The 17,073-nt window shown below is 58.3% G+C and carries 17 protein-coding genes; 10 read left to right on the top strand and 7 right to left on the bottom strand.

Features of this window, described 5'->3' with window-relative positions; all coding sequences use genetic code 11:
• Positions 1-4: 4 nt before the first annotated feature.
• Both SIB38_RS08330 and SIB38_RS08335 read left to right on the top strand, forming a co-directional pair.
• Positions 5-781 (top strand): type III pantothenate kinase, encoded by a 777-nt coding sequence (locus tag SIB38_RS08330; RefSeq protein ID WP_412551785.1) that lies wholly within the window; start codon positions 5-7, stop codon positions 779-781.
• Positions 778-2,442, top strand: a complete 1,665-nt coding sequence (locus SIB38_RS08335) for a ribonuclease J (protein WP_294117397.1) — start codon at positions 778-780, stop codon at positions 2,440-2,442. Before SIB38_RS08330 ends, SIB38_RS08335 begins: the two co-directional genes overlap by 4 nt.
• 46 nt (positions 2,443-2,488) lie before the next feature.
• Here the strand turns inward: SIB38_RS08335 and SIB38_RS08340 are convergent, their stop codons facing one another.
• From SIB38_RS08340 to SIB38_RS08365, 6 genes are all read right to left on the bottom strand, one after another.
• Positions 2,489-2,716 carry a DUF2798 domain-containing protein gene (locus SIB38_RS08340; RefSeq protein WP_294117400.1) on the bottom strand — a complete coding sequence of 76 codons (228 nt, stop codon included), beginning with the start codon at positions 2,714-2,716 and terminating at the stop codon, positions 2,489-2,491.
• Positions 2,713-4,140, bottom strand: a complete 1,428-nt coding sequence (locus SIB38_RS08345) for a DEAD/DEAH box helicase (protein WP_294117402.1) — start codon at positions 4,138-4,140, stop codon at positions 2,713-2,715. The genes SIB38_RS08340 and SIB38_RS08345 overlap by 4 nt, the downstream gene beginning before the upstream one ends.
• Positions 4,141-4,309: 169 nt before the next feature.
• The gene (locus tag SIB38_RS08350; RefSeq protein WP_412551786.1) at positions 4,310-5,260 is read right to left on the bottom strand and encodes a glycosyltransferase family 2 protein; all 951 of its coding nucleotides are present in this window, start codon (positions 5,258-5,260) and stop codon (positions 4,310-4,312) included.
• Positions 5,257-6,012, bottom strand: coding sequence for a hypothetical protein (locus SIB38_RS08355; protein ID WP_294117406.1), 756 nt, complete (start codon positions 6,010-6,012; stop codon positions 5,257-5,259). The genes SIB38_RS08350 and SIB38_RS08355 overlap by 4 nt, the downstream gene beginning before the upstream one ends.
• A 47-nt stretch (positions 6,013-6,059) precedes the next feature.
• Positions 6,060-7,667, bottom strand: coding sequence for a peptide chain release factor 3 (locus SIB38_RS08360; protein ID WP_294117407.1), 1,608 nt, complete (start codon positions 7,665-7,667; stop codon positions 6,060-6,062).
• Between the two features lie 52 nt (positions 7,668-7,719).
• Complete coding sequence (locus SIB38_RS08365) at positions 7,720-8,742, bottom strand: Hint domain-containing protein (RefSeq protein WP_412551787.1); 1,023 nt, start codon at positions 8,740-8,742, stop codon at positions 7,720-7,722.
• 148 nt (positions 8,743-8,890) lie between these two features.
• On the opposite strand from SIB38_RS08365, the gene SIB38_RS08370 reads away from it, so the two are divergent.
• The 4 genes from SIB38_RS08370 to SIB38_RS08385 all read left to right on the top strand — a co-directional run bounded on the left by SIB38_RS08370 (position 8,891) and on the right by SIB38_RS08385 (position 13,470).
• Entirely contained in the window at positions 8,891-9,670 is a 780-nt protein-coding gene (locus SIB38_RS08370; RefSeq protein WP_412551788.1) for an SDR family oxidoreductase, read from the top strand.
• Positions 9,671-9,724: 54 nt separating this feature from the next.
• Complete coding sequence (locus tag SIB38_RS08375; RefSeq protein ID WP_412551789.1) at positions 9,725-10,843, top strand: hypothetical protein; 1,119 nt, start codon at positions 9,725-9,727, stop codon at positions 10,841-10,843.
• Between the two features lie 91 nt (positions 10,844-10,934).
• Positions 10,935-12,320: a sodium:proline symporter gene (locus tag SIB38_RS08380; RefSeq protein ID WP_412551790.1), complete on the top strand. Its 1,386-nt coding sequence runs from the start codon at positions 10,935-10,937 to the stop codon at positions 12,318-12,320.
• A gap of 19 nt (positions 12,321-12,339) precedes the next feature.
• Positions 12,340-13,470, top strand: coding sequence for an ABC transporter ATP-binding protein (locus SIB38_RS08385; protein ID WP_412551791.1), 1,131 nt, complete (start codon positions 12,340-12,342; stop codon positions 13,468-13,470).
• Between the two features lie 12 nt (positions 13,471-13,482).
• On the opposite strand, the gene SIB38_RS08390 is transcribed toward SIB38_RS08385, so the two are convergent.
• The gene (locus tag SIB38_RS08390) at positions 13,483-14,148 is read right to left on the bottom strand and encodes a helix-turn-helix transcriptional regulator (RefSeq protein WP_294117420.1); all 666 of its coding nucleotides are present in this window, start codon (positions 14,146-14,148) and stop codon (positions 13,483-13,485) included.
• 189 nt (positions 14,149-14,337) lie between these two features.
• Between SIB38_RS08390 and SIB38_RS08395 the strand changes: the two genes are divergently transcribed.
• The 4 genes from SIB38_RS08395 (at position 14,338) to SIB38_RS08410 (ending at position 16,965) form a co-directional block, all read left to right on the top strand.
• Entirely contained in the window at positions 14,338-14,553 is a 216-nt protein-coding gene (locus SIB38_RS08395; RefSeq protein ID WP_294117423.1) for a twin-arginine translocase TatA/TatE family subunit, read from the top strand.
• Between the two features lie 15 nt (positions 14,554-14,568).
• Positions 14,569-15,090, top strand: coding sequence for a Sec-independent protein translocase protein TatB (gene tatB, locus SIB38_RS08400; protein ID WP_294117425.1), 522 nt, complete (start codon positions 14,569-14,571; stop codon positions 15,088-15,090).
• Positions 15,087-16,007, top strand: coding sequence for a twin-arginine translocase subunit TatC (tatC, locus tag SIB38_RS08405; RefSeq protein ID WP_294117427.1), 921 nt, complete (start codon positions 15,087-15,089; stop codon positions 16,005-16,007). The genes tatB and tatC overlap by 4 nt, the downstream gene beginning before the upstream one ends.
• Before the next feature lie 118 nt (positions 16,008-16,125).
• Positions 16,126-16,965, top strand: coding sequence for an ATP-binding protein (locus tag SIB38_RS08410; RefSeq protein ID WP_294117430.1), 840 nt, complete (start codon positions 16,126-16,128; stop codon positions 16,963-16,965).
• Positions 16,966-17,073 lie beyond the last annotated feature (108 nt).

Consider the following 17,073-nt stretch of genomic DNA (forward strand, 5'->3'; position numbering starts at 1 on the left):
ACCCATGCTTCTGGCCATTGACTGCGGCAACACCAACACCGTGTTCTCGATCTGGGACGGGGAGAAATTCCTCTGCACCCTGCGCACGTCGACCCACCACGCCCGCACCGCAGACGCCTACTTCACGTGGTACTCCACATTGATCAACCACTATGGCATTAAGGCGGAAATCACCGATGTGATCATCTCTTCCACCGTACCCCGTGTGGTATGGAACCTGCGTGTGTTCGCCGACCGCTTCTTCAACTGCCGTCCGCTGGTGGTGGGCAAACCGGAATGCAGACTGCCCCATGCCCCGCGTGTGGACCAAGGCACACAACCCGGACCAGACCGTTTGGCAAATGCCGTCGCTGCCTACGACCGTCACGGCGGCAATGTGGTGGTGGTCGACTTTGGCACGGCTACGAACTTTGACGTGGTGGCGGAAGACGGCGCTTATGTCGGCGGCGTGATTGCCCCCGGTGTAAACCTCAGCCTTGAGGCCTTGCACTCTGGTGCAGCAGCTTTGCCACATGTCGACGTCAGCCAACCAGAAAAAGTGATCGGAACCAACACTGTGGGCTGTATTCAGTCCGGGGTGTTCTGGGGCTACACCGGCTTGATCGAGGGCGTCATCGCCAGGATCAAGGCTGAATACGGCGCCCCAATGAAAGTGGTGGGCACAGGTGGCCTCGCTCCGCTCTTTGAGCAGGGCGACGATCTGTTTGACACCATCGAAGACGATTTGACGATGCACGGCTTGACCGTGATCCATGATTACAACAAGGAGCAGGGCGCATGAGCGACCGCTTGATCTATCTGCCGCTGGGCGGCTCCGGCGAAATTGGCATGAACGCCTATGTCTACGGCTATGGCCCGGCAGACAATGAACGCCTCATCCTCGTCGACATTGGTGTAGCTTTTTCCGATATGGAAACCAGCCCCGGTGTTGATCTGATCTTCGCCGACATCACGTGGCTGGAAGAAAACAAATCCCGGCTTGAGGCGGTATTCATCACCCACGGCCACGAAGACCACATCGGCGCCATCGGCCACTATTGGGAACGCCTCGGCGTGCCAGTCTATGCCCGCGCGTTTACCGCCAATCTGGCGCGCCACAAAATGGCCGACCGCGGCCAGCCTGAAGAAGTTGTCCGCACCGTCTCCGCATGGCCGGAAACAACCGAAGCTGGCCCTTTCAAAGTCGGCTTTCTGCCCGTGAGCCACTCCATCCCGGAAAGCGCCGCCTTGGTCATCGACACGCCCGCAGGTCGTGTGATCCACTCTGGCGACTTCAAACTCGACGAAACCCCGCTGGTGGGCGAACCGTTTGACCCTGCGCTGTGGGCCGAAGTGTCCAAAGACGGCGTCAAAGCCATGATCTGTGACTCCACCAACGTGTTTTCACCACACGAAGGCCGCTCCGAGGCGTCCGTTGGTCCTGAGATCGAAAAGCTGGTGGCTGCTGCGCCCAACATGGTGGTTGCCACCACATTTGCCTCCAACGTTGCGCGTGTAAAAACGCTGGCTGAAGCAGGTGAGCGGGCAGGGCGCTCCATCTGCCTGATGGGCCGCGCCATGCGCCGCATGATCGAAGCGGCCATTCAAACCGGCGTTCTGTCTGATTTCCCCAAAGTGGTCAGCCCCGAAGACGCCGCCAGCATTCCGCGTGAAAACCTGATGCTATTGGTCACCGGTTCCCAAGGCGAACGCCGCGCTGCCAGCGCACAGCTGGCCCGTGGAAAATACAATGGCATCACGCTGAAAGACGGCGACCTGTTCCTGTTTAGCTCCAAAACCATTCCAGGCAACGAAAAAGGCGTGATCCGCATCATCAACCAGTTCTCCGAAATGGGGGTGGATGTGGTCGATGACAGTTCCGGCAAATACCACGTCTCCGGCCACGCCAACCGCCCGGACTTGGCGCGCCTGCATGACATCGTGAACCCAACCATGGTTATCCCAAACCATGGCGAACACCGTCATCTTCGTGAACATGCCAAGCTGGCCAACGAAGCTGGTCGCGCGTCTATCGTGGCTGTGAACGGCACGATGTTGGACCTCTCTGGTGATCAGCCCTCCATCGCTGGCTACGTGGAGACCGGTCGCACATACTTGGATGGCAACACCCAGATCGGCGCTATGGATGGCATTATTCGCGACCGCATTCGCATGGCACTCAATGGCCATGTGATTGTGACCGTGCTGCTGGACGAGGACGACGAACCATTGGGCGATGCTTGGTGTGAGCTAATGGGGCTGCCGGAATTTGGCCGCTCGCAAGCGCCTCTGGTCGATGTACTCGAAGAGGACGTCACCCAGTTCTTGGGACGCGCCAAAGAGAAAACCCTGCGCGACGACGACAAAATCGAAGGTGACATCCGCCGCATCGTGCGCAACTCCGCCCGTGACGAGATTGGCAAAAAGCCGGAAGTAACGGTGATTGTCAGCCGCTTGAGCTAAGCAGCACGCACAAACGTCAATTGAATGAACACGGTGGTCCGCTTGCCTATGGCTTGCGGACCATTTTCTTGACGATCCGGCGAGTCAAAGGTGCCAAAACCAACACCAGCGGGAAGGCCACCATCCAACTGGCGACCCACGCGCTGAGCCACATCGCGACAAAGCCAGGCACCACCCCGCCGACCAAAAAGGTTGAGATGAACGTGACCACATTGGTCATCATACCAGAGAGAATGAGCCCAAAGAGAATGGGCTCAAACCGTGCAGGTATCATTGCGCGCCCTGTTCGCGGCGCTCTTCAAAGCTCATGGCGATGAAGCTTGGCATATGGTCGCCCATACCGACAACTTTTTTGCCATCATCGCGGCGATCATTGCGCCCACGTCCGCGCCCACGACGGTTGTTGTCGTCCCGGTCGCGCCCACGGTTGTCGTCACGCTTGCGCTTGTCTTCCTTGATCGGCGCTTCAGCCGCTTCCACCACTTCTGGCTTGGCATCTGCCTTCGGGGCGTCCTCGTCCTTGCGCTTGCGCGGTTTGCGCGGCTCGATCTTCACGGGGTTCTCAATGCGCGGTATCTCTTTCTGGATCAGCGCCTCAACCGCATCAAACTGCTTCTCATCACGCGGGCTACAGATGGTGACAGCTTTGCCTTCACGCCCCGCACGCCCGGTGCGGCCAATCCGGTGAACATAGTCTTCGGCATGGCCGGGCACATCAAAGTTGAACACGTGGCTGACGCTCGGCACGTCCAAACCACGCGCTGCCACATCAGAGGCCACCAAGATGCGCAGTTCACCATTGCGGAAGCTTTCCAGCGTGCGTGTACGTTGCGACTGGTCCAGGTCCCCATGGATCGGCGCCGCGTCATAGCCGTACTTTTTCAACGACTTGGCGCAGATGTCCACGTCTGTCTTACGGTTGCAGAAAATGATCGCGTTGGTGCATTTGTCACCCTCGGCATCAATCAACGCCCGCAAAACTTTGCGTTTTTCGCTGCCTTCACGGTCGCGGCGGGAGGCCTTGAACATCACAACGTTCTGCTCAATCGTCTCGCTCGCGGTTGCCTGACGCGCCACTTCCACCCGCTCCGGGTTGGACAGGAAGGTGTTGGTGATACGCTCAATCTCAGGCGCCATCGTGGCCGAGAAAAACAGCGTCTGGCGGGTGAACGGCGTCAGACCAAAGATGCGCTCGATGTCAGGAATGAACCCCATATCCAGCATCCTGTCGGCTTCATCCACCACCATGACTTTCACATCAGACAGGATCAGTTTGCCGCGCTCAAAATGGTCCAATAACCGGCCCGGCGTGGCGATCAAAACGTCCACACCTTTGTCGATGATCAGTTCTTGTTCCTTGAAGCTCACCCCACCAATGAGCAGCGCTTTGGTCAGCTTCAGGTGTTTGGAATAGGTGTCAAAGTTCTCGGCAACCTGCGCCGCCAACTCCCGTGTTGGACACAACACCAGGCTACGTGGCATACGCGCCCGGGCACGGCCGCGCGCCAGCAAAGACAGCATCGGCAGCGTGAAGCTTGCGGTCTTGCCAGTACCGGTTTGCGCAATGCCAAGCACGTCGCGGCCTTCCAATGCCGAAGGAATCGCTCCCGCCTGGATTGGGGTTGGGGTTTCATAGCCCGCTTCGGTAATCGCTTTGAGTACCTTCGGGTTGAGGTTCAGGTCAGAGAATTTTGTCATATGTATCCGTGGTTTACGGACACTCTTTGGCCCGTAGCGGCGTCTCGGATCGGGCCCGGCTGGCCCCGCGTCAATGGCGTTTTTGATCCACGGGGCCTTCTATCGCAACCACGGCGTCAGGTCAATGAAACCGAATATGTATCAAGCCTTTGACGTGATTTCGGAAACACTAATCGACGAAGCCGGGGAAGTGTTTCCGCCGCTTTGCGTCCAAATCCAAGCGATGGCTGCGCAACAGCCCAAGTGACTCTAGCTTCTGCCGCAGCTCAGGTGTGGCGACGCAGACTTCTTCATAAAACTGCCGCAACCCGTCCGGTTCCTCGGCCAGATGCGCAAAAAGTTTGTGCAAGTTCAGCCCGCCCTGGTCCTCCGGCACCGCCGCGCCCAACTCATCGCGGTAAGACCCCTTCTTGTGCCGATAGGCAAAGCTCTGCATCCAATGCTCCCAACTGGTGGTGTGCAGATGCAGCAGCGCCACATCTTGGAGCTCCACTTGGCCCGGATTTTGCCGTCCGTTCTGGGTCACATTGTGGATTTTGATCGCCATGTCTTTTTGTCCTGTACGCAGGAACATCTTTCCGGCGACATGGCTGACAAAGCCGTTTTTCAGATAGGGTGCAAAGTTCGGGTATATCTCCGCGACGAGCCGGTTGCGCAGCGTGCTATCGGCGATGAACGACTTGAAATGCACCACGTCACTGTCATCAATAGAGGCCATCGCTTCCGCTGGGCGCACCCGCGCGACCAGGCACTCCTCCGGCAACTCGGCAAGCTGTTCGGTGATTGACCGATCCGGCCATAAGAACTCGTCCACATCAATGTGCAGCAGCCAATCCACCTTCTTGGCGCGATTATAGGCGTGCCGCACGTTGAAGGACTGCCGGGGCTGGTGCATCGGCGGTTTCTTCCCACGTGTCTTCTGCCAGTAATTGTCGCCGGTGCGGACCACCGTAAGTTGGGGATGTGGCTTAAGCTGCTCTTTGGCTTCGGGATTGGCAGCATCCAGATAGATCCAGACATGCGCAGCCCCCAGCTCCAAATGATGGGCCACGAAGTTCAGAATATCGACGGCGGGCGCTTTGATGGTTGCCACCACACCCCAGATCGGTGAAGTGCTCATTTCCGGGCCTGCTGACGCTCTTTCTTGGACCGCATCTGCGCCAGCCGCCGGAACACGCCGCCGGGCTCTTCAATCAGTTCCTGCAACAAATGATCCACCAAAGGCGCAATCACAGGATCGCTTTTGCCCATCTCCCAGATTGGCGTGATCACGTTGATATCCAGCCCGCCGTGCATCAATGAAAACGGCTCCATATCCAGCGGAAGTCGCGTTTTTACGCGTTTGCCAAAGCCGTACTCTTTGTCGGGCTCCATGCCGCTGAATGTGCGCTCAAACTCATAAAGTTTCATCATGCCAAACAGCATGCGCAATCCTTGGCCAACTTCCCGCTGCGCCGGGGTCTCGCCGTGATCCGCAAAGGTCTGCACCGAACTCACCAGCCAGCGCAGGTTCAATTCTGAAATCAGATGTGCGGACTCCTCGGCCCATATCCGGCAAAACAACGCGGCGGTTTGCGTCGGCTGCGCCCGCTTGCGCAGGTTGGAGATCAACTGCGCATTCAGGAAGGCCAATTCACTCAAGCCGACAAATTCTTCTGCAATCTGCCGTCGTTTGCGCGCCCAACTGGTGTTTGGATCGGCTGGCCCCTTTTGCGTTGCGCGCTCCGGTACAATCGCATTCCTCAGAACCGACAGGTTCACATCCAGGGACGGCAGGTTTTCTGGGCCAAACTCAAAGGGATCACGCCGGCCGTCGTAGCGTTCCATCATATAGGCGTAACCGCCCGGATAGGTGAGGGTTTTTTCTGACATGGCGCGATGTTTGCACGGGGCGAAACCCCGTGCAATCGCAGAGTGTATCAGACCATCATTTCCTTGGTCGCGCTCAACGTGACATCCGGATAATCGCGAGCAACGCGGTCAATGTCCCACTGCAAACGGGTCAGGAACACCACGTCGCCATCATTGTCGTAGCTGATGTGCTGTTTGTTCATATCCGCAAACTTTTCAACCGCTTGCCGCTCACCGTGCACCCAACGGGCGGAGGTGAACTGGCTCTGTTCAAAGCGCACGGGCAGGCCGTATTCCATCTCGATCCGGCTGGCGAGCACTTCAAACTGAAGCTGACCAACCACGCCCACAATGAAGCCCGAACCAATCATCGGCTTGAAGACCTTTGCGGCGCCTTCTTCGGCAAACTGCATCAGCGCTTTTTCAAGGTGTTTGGCCTTCAACGGGTCGCCCGCGCGGATGCCCTGCAGCAGTTCCGGCGCAAAGCTTGGAATGCCCGACACACGCAGCACTTCGCCCTCGGTCAGCGTGTCGCCAATGCGCAGCTGCCCGTGGTTTGGAATGCCAATAATGTCCCCGGCCCAGGCCTCTTCGGCCAGCTCACGGTCAGACGCCAAAAACAACACCGGGTTGGAGATCGCCATCGGCTTTTTTGTCCGCACATGCGTGAGTTTCATGCCACGCTTAAAGTGCCCCGAGGCCATCCGTACAAAGGCCACACGGTCACGGTGTTTCGGGTCCATGTTGGCCTGAACCTTGAACACAAACCCGGCGACTTTCTTCTCTTCGGGCGCAATCTTGCGCGGCTCGGCGTTTTGCACCTGCGGCTGCGGCCCATAGGTGCCAATGCCGTCCATCAACTCTTTGACACCAAAGGAATTGATCGCGGAGCCAAACCAGATTGGGGTCATATGCCCTTCAAGCACCGCTTGCGGGTCCAGCGCCGGCAGCAACTCCTTGGCCATCTCAACTTCTTCGCGCAACTGCTCCAGCAGGTGCTCTGGCACGTGATCGGCCAGTTTCGGGTCGTCCAACCCGTCGATCTGCACGCTCTCGGCCACCACGTTCCGGTCCGCCCGGTCCATCAGCTCCAGTCGATCGTTGAGCATATCATAGGTGCCAACGAACTCGCGGCCCACGCCAATCGGCCAGCTGGCCGGGGTCACGTCAATCGCAAGGTTTTCTTGGATTTCGTCAATAATATCGAAAGTATCGCGACTTTCGCGGTCCATTTTGTTACAAAACGTCAAAATAGGTAGGTCGCGCAGGCGGCACACTTCAAACAGTTTTTGCGTCTGGCTTTCCACACCTTTGGCGCCGTCAATCACCATCACGGCGGCATCCACGGCAGTCAGCGTGCGATAAGTGTCTTCCGAAAAATCGCTGTGGCCCGGTGTGTCCACCAGGTTGAACCGGAAGGTGCCAAAGTCAAACGACATCGCGGAGGCCGACACGGAGATCCCGCGGTCCTTTTCCATCTGCATAAAGTCAGAGCGTGTGCGCCGCGCCTCACCCTTGGCCCGCACCTGACCCGCCATCTGAATCGCACCACCATAAAGGAGAAACTTTTCGGTCAGCGTGGTCTTACCGGCGTCCGGGTGCGAGATGATCGCAAAGGTGCGACGGCGCGCAATCTCGGGCGGCAATTCGGGGCGGTTTGTCTGCGTGTCCAACATGTCCGCGCGTATAGGTCGCAAAGCGCCAATTCGCAAGGAAAAGCGGCGGGTCCTACTTGGAGGACGCCCGCTTCAAAAGCTCCACCGCATCCGGGCGATCGAGCAGGCTTTCATGCACTTCCAGATGCGCCTGCGGCATGCCGCGCGCCGCGTTTGAGGCCGGACGCAGACGTTCCTTGACCTCTTCAGGCACCGCCGGGCGGGTGCGTGTGTCCATCTGCATGGTTTCCGCCGAAATGCCTTCGGCAAAAATGATCTGATGGGTGTCAAACATGATCTGGTAGTAGTCCACAAACCCGCCTTCGTCGGCGTAGACCGTGTCCCCATTCACCAGATGCCGCGCTTTAATCAGCAGCTCGCTGCGCCCGACACCAATGTGGTCATGGCGTTGGTAGACAAACAGCCGGTGATCCGGGCTCACCCGCAGATCCTGCGTGTTGTTGAGAGTGCCCGCGGTGATCACGATGGGGGCAAACTCGCCACTGGCACGTTGCACGGCATGTCCAATCCAACGCACTTCCTGCGGGCCGTCATCCCGCGTCAGCACGCGATCACCCACGGTCAAGTCTTCGACCCGACGCTGTTCGCCGGTCGCCATGGTGATCCGGGTGCCGCCGGTGAAACTCACACAAGCCAACTGTGCTAATTTGGTGGAGGCCGCGCCGCGATCGATGCCCACAAGCACGTATTCACATTTGGGCGTCAACGGAGCCAATGGCGCGCCATACACTTCCACCACACCGCCGTCTTCGTCGACTTCGACAAGCACCAGCACTTCAATGGTGTCTCCGCTTGGCGGCATAAACGTGGCCACACAATCGAGGTACACCCGCGCGTCTTTGGTGCCGAGGCTGTAGTCGCTGGCTATGAAGTGCTGCCCGTCGCCGTCGGTGCGCAGCGCAAGGCTCTTTTCTTTCGCATCCTGGTTCAGGGTGTAGATATCATCTGGCACCAGTTCGTCCGCAAAAGACAGGGAATCACCAAGGTTGGCCCCATCCGTCACCACAAAGTCATCTGCCGGATACACCGGTAGGCGTTGGGAGGGTTGGGAGCTGTCTTGGACTTGGGACGTCATAACTTACCTACTTTAGTGTACTGCACGCTTTCTTTGAACAAGTGAAGTGACACGCAAATGTGGCAGCACAATGCCATGGCTCCGGCATTATACTGGCATCATTCCTAATTTGGGTATTTCTTACCCCCACAACAACGGGGAGATTCGCATGGAATTGGGAATTAAAGGTAAACGCGCACTGGTCTGTGCGTCCTCAAAAGGTCTTGGTTTGGGCTGTGCTCGCGCTCTGGCTGCGGAAGGTGTGGACCTGATCATGAACGCGCGTGGTGTCGAGGCGCTTGAGGCCGCCGCTGCCGACATCCGTTCCGAATTTGGTGTGGATGTTCAGGCGATTGCCTGTGACGTGACCACCATTGAGGGGCAAGCCAAGCTGATCGAAGCCGCGCAAGGCGTCGATATTCTGGTCAACAACGCCGGTGGCCCGCCTCCAGGCATGTGGACCGACTGGGATCGTGACGATTTCATTTCCGCCTTGGACGCCAACATGCTGGCCCCAATCGCGCTAATCAAAGCGCTGGTTCCGGGCATGATGGACCGCGGCTGGGGCCGTGTGGTGAACATCACCTCCGTTTCGGTCAAATCCCCGATTCCGGTGCTGGGCCTGTCCAACGCTGCGCGTGCAGGCCTCACTGGCTACGTTGCTGGCACCGCGCGTCAGGTGGCTGGCAAAGGCGTGACCATCAACAACATCTTGCCGGGCATTCATGCCACCGACCGCGCTGTCTCCTTGGACAAGGCTGTGACTGAGCAGCAAGGCATCTCCATGGAAGAGGCAAAGGCCCAACGCGCCGCCACAATTCCCGCGGGCCGCTACGGCACCCCGGATGAATTTGGCGCCACATGTGCCTTCCTCTGCTCCCATCACGCAGGCTTTATCGTGGGGCAGAATGTTCTTCTGGACGGCGGTGCCTTCGCATCTGCTATGTAAGCGCGAGTAAGTAACTAAATGGCGCGAGGTGTGGGGGTGTCCCAGGGTTTTTCATTGAAAGATGAGTTGTTTAACGCGGATAGCCTGGGCGATCTGGCGGCAGAGTTTGCCGCCGGAGTGCCGGGGTTTGATGGTGAGGACTTCCATCTAGAAGTTGTGGCAGGGCTTCAGGGGCGTGAGCTCATGGAGCGTATGGAATGGATTGCCGATTGCATCGAAAAACGCCTCGCGCCAGATTTCCCGGAAATGGCGGATCAACTTGAAGCGGCCATGCCGCCCGCGCTTGATCCAACTCTGAAGGATGATGACTTTGGCCGCTTCATCCATGCGGTGCCCGGTATTCTGGCCACCCGCCATGGCGTTGAAGAGCATCGGGATCGGGCGCTGGATCTGCTGGAGGAGGCGACCAAGCGCTTCTCTATGGAGTTCTACATCCGCGCCTTCATCAACCGCTGGCCCGACGAGACCTTTACCCGCCTGCAAGAGTGGGCCGAGAACGACAATTACCACGTCCGTCGTCTGGTGAGCGAAGGCACACGGCCCAAATTGCCCTGGGCAAAAAAGATCGACATCGATCCTATGTCGACGTTGCCCTTACTGGCGAAACTGCACGCCGATCCAACGCGTTACGTGACACGGTCGGTGTCCAACCACCTCAATGACATCTCCAAACTCTCCACCGACACGGTGGTCAGCCAGCTTTCCGACTGGAAAGAGCAGGGTAAGCAGGCCCCTAAAGAACTGGATTGGATGACGCGTCATTCTTTGCGCACTGCGGTCAAGGCCGGCCATTCCGGCGCTCTGTCGATGCTGGGGTTCCACGCAGACGCGCCCATCACATTGGACAGTCTTTCGGTGGGCGGCGACAGCATCCGAATCGGCGACGCGCTACAGGTCGAAACAACCCTGTCCACAACTGGCACATCCCCCGTGCCCGTGATGGTCGACTATGTGCTGAGTTTCCATCGCCCCAATGGGCGTGGCAGTGACAAGGTCTTTAAACTCAAGCAAGGTAAAATCCCTGCTGGAAAGTCACTCACACTGGCCAAAAAGCATCCGCTCAAAGCCAATGCCAGCACGTTTCAACTGCACCCCGGACCCCACAAACTGGCCATTCAGGTCAACGGCCGTGTGCTGGGGGATGTGGCGTTTGACCTGACGGATCCCACGTAACCCTCTGACGTTTCATCACGTTTCTGTGGGGCGGCTAGCCTGACAACTGGCCGCCTGTTAGGTCGGTTCCAATTCTGAACGGGACACGACCATGCACGCCGCCACACTTATCACCATCTTCGCCGCTATCCTTTTGCTCAGCCTCGTTGTCGCCCCCAAGCGGGCCACAGTTGTGGGCTTCTTTGGCGGGCAGACCGCAGAAGGGCAGGCGCCCTCGCTGTGGACCTTGGTGCTGTCGCAGGTCACCACCTGGATATTTGCGCGCTCTTTGATGAACGCTGCCATCCTGGGCTTCTACTACGGCATCGCAGGCACCTTGGCCTACGCGGCATACTATGCGTCATTTCTAACTGGCGGCTACATCGTGAACCGCATGCGTGTGCAGGGCGCGGGCTCGGTACAGGACTGGCTCACCTCACGCTTTGGCAAACCCGGCACCACTGCCTACAACGTGGTGATCGCCCTACGTCTCCTGTCTGAAGTCTTCGCCAACCTGCTGGTGGTTGGCTTGATCTTCAGCGCGGCTCTGCCGGACGTGGCCAACGCAGGCACGCTCTCTATCCTGATCGTTGGGGTGGTTGCGCTGGCCTATTCCGCTTGGGGTGGCCTCTCCGCTGCTTTGCGCACGGACGTGGTGCAGATGCTGCTGTTTCTCTTGGTGTTTGGCATCGCCTTCATTGCCCTCCTGCTGCGCCCCGAGTTCAACTTTGGCGCTGTGCTCACCGCGCCGGGCGCCTCTGGCCCACACAACGGCTGGGTGCTTCTGGTGGTCGCCGCGCTTCAGGTGTTTTCCTATCCGGTACATGACCCGGTGATGATGGACCGCGGCTTCCTCGCGGACCGCGACACCACCCGCAAAAGCTTCCTGCACGCTTTCTGGCTGTCCACACTTTGCATCATCACGTTTGGCTTCTTTGGCATTCAGGCCTCGCTTGAGGGTGCCTCCTATGAAGGACAGTTGATCGGCACTTGGAGCACCATGTTCCCAACTTGGGTCTTCACCCTGCTGATCCTCTCGCTCCTTGTGTCCGCGCTGTCCACATTGGACTCCGCCTTGAGTTCCGCCGCCCGTCTGGTGGTCGAGGAACTCAAACTCGCCCCGCGCACGTTGGCCGGCGGTCGCATTGCCATGTTGGTCTTTGCCCTCGCAGGTGGCGCCCTGACCCTTTGGGGCAACCAAACCCTTTTTGACGCCGTGGCCGTGTCCGGCACCGCTTCGATGTTCCTCACCCCCGTGCTGGTTGCCAGCCTGGTTTGTGGCCGGGATGTGCCGCTCTGGTCCTACATGGCCTGTTTCTTCGCAGCCCTTTATGGCGCCGCTGCCTACATGTTCCGAGACACAGAATTTGTGGCACAATTCCTGTACGACGGTCACAAATACGAGCAGCTCCTGCAGATCTGCGTCATCGTTCTGGCCGTCGGATTTGCCGCAGTCCTGTTCGGGAGCCGCAGGGTTGAAGCACGGGTAGGGGGCTGATACATCTCGACAAAACCCGATGAAAAGCATCGGGGATTGCAAGAGGCCACCCGTGCAGCCGAATTCTGACCAGACGCCACCACGATTGGAAATCCGCAATCTGCGCCGCCGTTTTGGCAACCGTCAGGTTGTGGATGATGTGTCGTTGACACTGGAGTCCGGTAAAGTCACCTGCCTGCTTGGCCCGTCCGGCTGCGGCAAGTCTACTACCCTGCGCATGATTGCCGGTGTGGACATGCAAGACAGCGGTGAAATCTATGTGGACGGCAAACTGATCTGTGATACCGTGTTCCGCATCCCGCCGGAACGCCGTCAGATTGGCCTGATGTTTCAAGACTTTGCGCTCTTTCCGCATCTTTCAGTAAGCGACAACGTCGCCTTTGGCCTCAAGGGCAGCAAAGAGGAAAAACGCGCCCGTGTTGAGGAACTTCTAGCGAAAGTGAACCTTGGCTGGGCCATCGACAAATATCCGCATTTGCTGTCGGGCGGTGAGCAACAGCGTATTGCCTTGGCCCGCGCATTGGCGCCGCGCCCGCGCATCATGCTGATGGACGAGCCGTTTTCAGGTCTGGACAATCGCCTGCGCGACGGCATCCGTGACGAGACCTTGGCAGTTCTCAAAGAAGAAGACACAGCTGTGTTGCTGGTCACACACGAGCCGGAAGAGGCCATGCGCATGGCCGATGAGATTGCCCTCATGCGGGAGGGTGTCATTGTTCAGCAAGGTGCGCCGTACAACATTTATAACGCGCCGGTGGATAAACAGGCGGTTGCGTTTTTCAGCGACATCAACGTCATCCGTTCGATCAGCAATGGTGCCTTGACCGAAACGCCATTTGGCGAGTTTCTCACGCCCGGATTTGAAGATGGCGCGCCGGTGGAGATCGTGATCCGTCCACAGCATCTGAAGCTGGATTTTGACAGAGACGGCAGAGGACCCCTTCCGACTGACAGCGATGGCGTGGCTGCACGCGGCATCGTCTCTCGGGCAAGATTTATGGGCAATGAAAGCCTCGTTGAATTCCAGATGGACCATAACGGCTCTGTTTTGCACGCCACTGTGCCAAATGTGTTCCTGCCAAAAGAGGGTACGCCACTCTGGCTGACTATCCGTCGAGACCGCTGCTTTGTCTTCCCTGCTGAAACCTGAGACGTCTTAGGCCTATGCGAGGAAATCGTTGAGGCTCTTGCCTGGTTCTTCTACGAACAGGCTTGGCAATACAGTCAGTTCGGCAATTTGATCCACCCGGATTTTTGCAAATCTCCCAAGGGTTTCGTCCCAGACACCTAACGTCCAGACGCGCCCCCAATAGTCGAGTTTCAGTGGGCGCACGTCGCGCGCCATCTCACCCGTAATGGTGATCCGTAGCTTCTGCCGTGTCCGAATGGCTTCGCGCAACGGTTCTAGATACTTCAACGCCTGTGTTGTCTCCGCAAACGGGTAGGCTGCGAAACCAAACCCTTGGCTCACACCGCCAATCTCCTCCGGCAACACCGCATCAATCTTTGCGCTCAGGCTTTCTGCCGCTGCGCGCAATGGCCCCTCCATCCCGGTGCCAACCACCTCAAGACCTATGTGCAATGCCTCCAACTCCTCTTCTGTCAGGTTCAACGGTGGCAATGTTAAAACCGCCTTCGCACGATACCCTGTGCCGCGCTCGCCCTCGATGGCCACGCCGCTGTTCGCCAGGGTTTGCATGTCACGATAGATCGTCCGCAAAGACACCTGCATCGCCGCCGCCAAATCCTCAGCCCGATGCAAGCCGCCGTCTTTCAGGATTTCCATCAATCCATAGAGCCGATCTGAGCGGTTTTGAGAGCTGGCCATAACCTGTGATTCTCCGATTTCCTGCCAAAATAACGACAACTGACATAATAGTGGCAAAATGGGGCGTAAAAACCCCAAATATCCCGTCACACTCCCGTTAATCCGCCTTTTGCCTCCGCGTCCGGCGCGGTAGGTCTTTGCCATGAGACTTAGGCGGCCCTAGTGCCACCGACCAAGGGAGACAAAGTCATGTTGAACAATATCGGCCTGCCCGGCATCCTTCTGATCGCGGTTGTGGTTCTTGTCCTGTTTGGACGCGGCAAAATCAGCGGCATCATGGGCGAAGTTGGCAAAGGCATCACCTCGTTCAAAAAAGGCGTGAACGAAGGCGCCAAAGAACTTGAGGAAGAAGCGGCAGACGCGGCGAAGGACGTGACGCCGGCTGACGAAAAAGACAAAGCCTAAGCCGGGCGATCCAAGATGTTTGATCTGGGTTGGACCGAGCTTCTGCTCATTGGCATCGTGGCGCTCATCGTGGTGGGTCCCAAAGACCTGCCGGTGATGTTTCGCACGGTGGGACGTTTTGTCGGCAAAGCCAAAGGCATGGCGCGGGAGTTTTCCTCTGCCATGAATCAGGCTGCGGATCAGGCGGGCGTCAAAGATGTGACCGACACCCTGAAAGGGGCCACCGACGGGTTGGACAAGGTCACCAATCCTTTGAAATCGGCCACCGATGCGCTCAACGATTCCGTGGGGGAAGTGAAACGCTCCATGTCCTATGAGCCGGGCGCCGAGACCACACGCCTGTCCAAAGAACGCGCGGAAGCGGCGGAGAAGATCCGTCAGAAATCTGCCGAGATGGCGCAAGAACGTCTGGACCGGGAAGCCGCCGAAAAAGCCGCCGCAGAGGACGCCGAGAAAGCCGCCCGCAAAGAAGCGCGCAGCTACGATCCGGCGCCGACGCCCCCGACCAAGACTGCCGCGAAGAAGGATGAGGCATGAGCTCAACTGACGAAATCGAAGACAGCTCCGCCCCGCTGATCGAGCACCTGGCGGAGTTGCGCACGCGGCTCATCCGCTCTGTGCTCGCATTCCTGGTGGGCATGGTGTTGGCCTTTGTGGTCGCGGAGCCGACGTTGCAATTCCTGCTGGGGCCAATTGAGGAAACCCTGCGCGCGCTGGGCGACCCATCCCCAACGATGCAGTACACCTCACCGCAGGAATATCTCTTCACGCTGTTCCGCATCTCCATGGTGGGGGGCTTTGTGCTCGCGTTTCCAGTGATCGCGTTCCAACTTTGGCGCTTCGTGGCGCCGGGTCTCTACAAAAACGAGCGTGGCGCTTTCCTGCCCTTCATGATTGCCTCGCCTTTCATGTTCCTGCTCGGAGCGGCCTTTGCGCATTTCGTCGTGACGCCGCTGGCGATGGCCTTCTTCTTGGGCTTCACCGACGTGAGCTCGATCTTTGCCAACCTGCTCGCCAGCACCACAAGCGACCTGCCTGCGGGGTCCGTTGTGGTTCCTGAGACCGACAGTGGCATCAAGATCACCTTCTTCGGTAAGGTGAACGAAAGCTTGGACATCTCGCTGAAATTCATCATGGCCTTTGGCCTCTGCTTCCAGCTGCCAGTTCTGCTGACGTTGATGGGCAAAGCTGGTCTGGTGAACGCCGAAGGCCTCGGCCGCGTGCGCAAATACGCCATGGTGGGCATTCTGGTTCTGGCCGCATTGGTCACACCACCAGACGTCACCACACAGTTGATCCTATTTGTGGTTGTCTACGGCCTCTACGAAGTCTCGATCTTCCTGGTGCGCCGTGTGGACAAGCAACGCATCGCCAAGCTCAAAGCCGAAGGCGTCTACTTTGAGGACGACGAAGAAGGCGAAGACGACATCGCCGACGCGGAAAGCCACAAGTAAGCCGCTCTCAAGCTAATAATTTCGGCGCATCCCGCTTGGGGTGCGCCTTTTTCTTTGGCCCCTTGTTGTCCCGCCGCGAACATGGTCTGTATCGCCCGAAGATAGCAGGAGGCCCGCCATGGATGACACCACTTTGATCCGCATCGCCGAAGCGCTGGAACGCATGGCACCGGCCCCAATGGCCGCGCCGGATTTTGCGGCTGCAGATGGCTTTGTCTGGCATGTGGACCCGGACCGGCTGGAGCCGGTGTCCAACATCAACCGCGTGTCGCTTGATTTGCTGGTGGGCATCGACCGCTCCCGCGACACGCTTCTGGACAACACTCGACAATTTGCGCGTGGGCTCCCGGCCAACAACGCCTTGCTTTGGGGCGCGCGCGGTATGGGCAAATCCTCCATCGTGAAAGCTGTACACGCTCAAGTCATCGCTGAAGGCCTGCCGCTCAAGATTGTAGAGCTGCAACGCGAGGACCTGCCATCCGTGGCCCGCCTGCTGAACCTCCTGCGCGCCAGCAAAGAGCGTTTCCTATTGTTCTGCGACGACCTCAGCTTCAGCCACGATGACCAGCACTACAAATCGCTCAAAGCCGTGCTGGACGGCGGCATCGAAGGCCGTCCTGACAACGTGGTGTTCTATGCCACCTCCAATCGCCGCCACTTGATGCCGCGCGACATGATCGAAAACGAGCGCAGTTCGGCGATCAACCCATCAGAGGCCGTGGAAGAGAAGGTCTCCCTGTCCGATCGCTTTGGTCTCTGGCTGGGCTTCCACCCATGTTCGCAAGACCAATACTTGGCGATGATCGACGGCTACTGCACCGCCCATGGTGTGACCGTGGATGCAGATCGCCTGCGCGCGGAGGCGATCGAGTGGCAAGCCACACGCGGCGCCCGCTCAGGCCGTGTCGCTTGGCAGTTCTTTGTCGATTTGGCAGGGCGCGAAGGCGTCGCGTTATAATAAAGCATCCGACGTTTTAGCTGAAACATCCAGAGTCACGAATGTCCCGAGAGCGCCGTAGGCGTGGCAGGGTATTCGTGTCTCAGGTTTAAGGGCGGGTGCTATAAC

This window comes from Shimia sp. MIT910701 (assembly GCF_047126315.1).
Classification (GTDB): domain Bacteria; phylum Pseudomonadota; class Alphaproteobacteria; order Rhodobacterales; family Rhodobacteraceae; genus Shimia.

Bases quoted from the DNA above. Each gene is read 5' to 3' on its own strand.
- SIB38_RS08410 (WP_294117430.1), top strand. From the start codon at position 16,126: ATGGATGACACCACTTTGATCCGCATCGCCGAAGCGCTGGAACGCATG.
- tatC (WP_294117427.1), top strand. From the start codon at position 15,087: ATGAGCTCAACTGACGAAATCGAAGACAGCTCCGCCCCGCTGATCGAG.
- SIB38_RS08385 (WP_412551791.1), top strand. From the start codon at position 12,340: ATGAAAAGCATCGGGGATTGCAAGAGGCCACCCGTGCAGCCGAATTCT.
- SIB38_RS08330 (WP_412551785.1), top strand. From the start codon at position 5: ATGCTTCTGGCCATTGACTGCGGCAACACCAACACCGTGTTCTCGATC.
- SIB38_RS08360 (WP_294117407.1), bottom strand. From the start codon at position 7,667: ATGTTGGACACGCAGACAAACCGCCCCGAATTGCCGCCCGAGATTGCG.
- SIB38_RS08355 (WP_294117406.1), bottom strand. From the start codon at position 6,012: ATGTCAGAAAAAACCCTCACCTATCCGGGCGGTTACGCCTATATGATG.
- tatB (WP_294117425.1), top strand. From the start codon at position 14,569: ATGTTTGATCTGGGTTGGACCGAGCTTCTGCTCATTGGCATCGTGGCG.
- SIB38_RS08395 (WP_294117423.1), top strand. From the start codon at position 14,338: ATGTTGAACAATATCGGCCTGCCCGGCATCCTTCTGATCGCGGTTGTG.
- SIB38_RS08380 (WP_412551790.1), top strand. From the start codon at position 10,935: ATGCACGCCGCCACACTTATCACCATCTTCGCCGCTATCCTTTTGCTC.
- SIB38_RS08345 (WP_294117402.1), bottom strand. From the start codon at position 4,140: ATGACAAAATTCTCTGACCTGAACCTCAACCCGAAGGTACTCAAAGCG.
- SIB38_RS08335 (WP_294117397.1), top strand. From the start codon at position 778: ATGAGCGACCGCTTGATCTATCTGCCGCTGGGCGGCTCCGGCGAAATT.
- SIB38_RS08370 (WP_412551788.1), top strand. From the start codon at position 8,891: ATGGAATTGGGAATTAAAGGTAAACGCGCACTGGTCTGTGCGTCCTCA.
- SIB38_RS08350 (WP_412551786.1), bottom strand. From the start codon at position 5,260: ATGAGCACTTCACCGATCTGGGGTGTGGTGGCAACCATCAAAGCGCCC.
- SIB38_RS08365 (WP_412551787.1), bottom strand. From the start codon at position 8,742: ATGACGTCCCAAGTCCAAGACAGCTCCCAACCCTCCCAACGCCTACCG.
- SIB38_RS08340 (WP_294117400.1), bottom strand. From the start codon at position 2,716: ATGATACCTGCACGGTTTGAGCCCATTCTCTTTGGGCTCATTCTCTCT.
- SIB38_RS08390 (WP_294117420.1), bottom strand. From the start codon at position 14,148: ATGGCCAGCTCTCAAAACCGCTCAGATCGGCTCTATGGATTGATGGAA.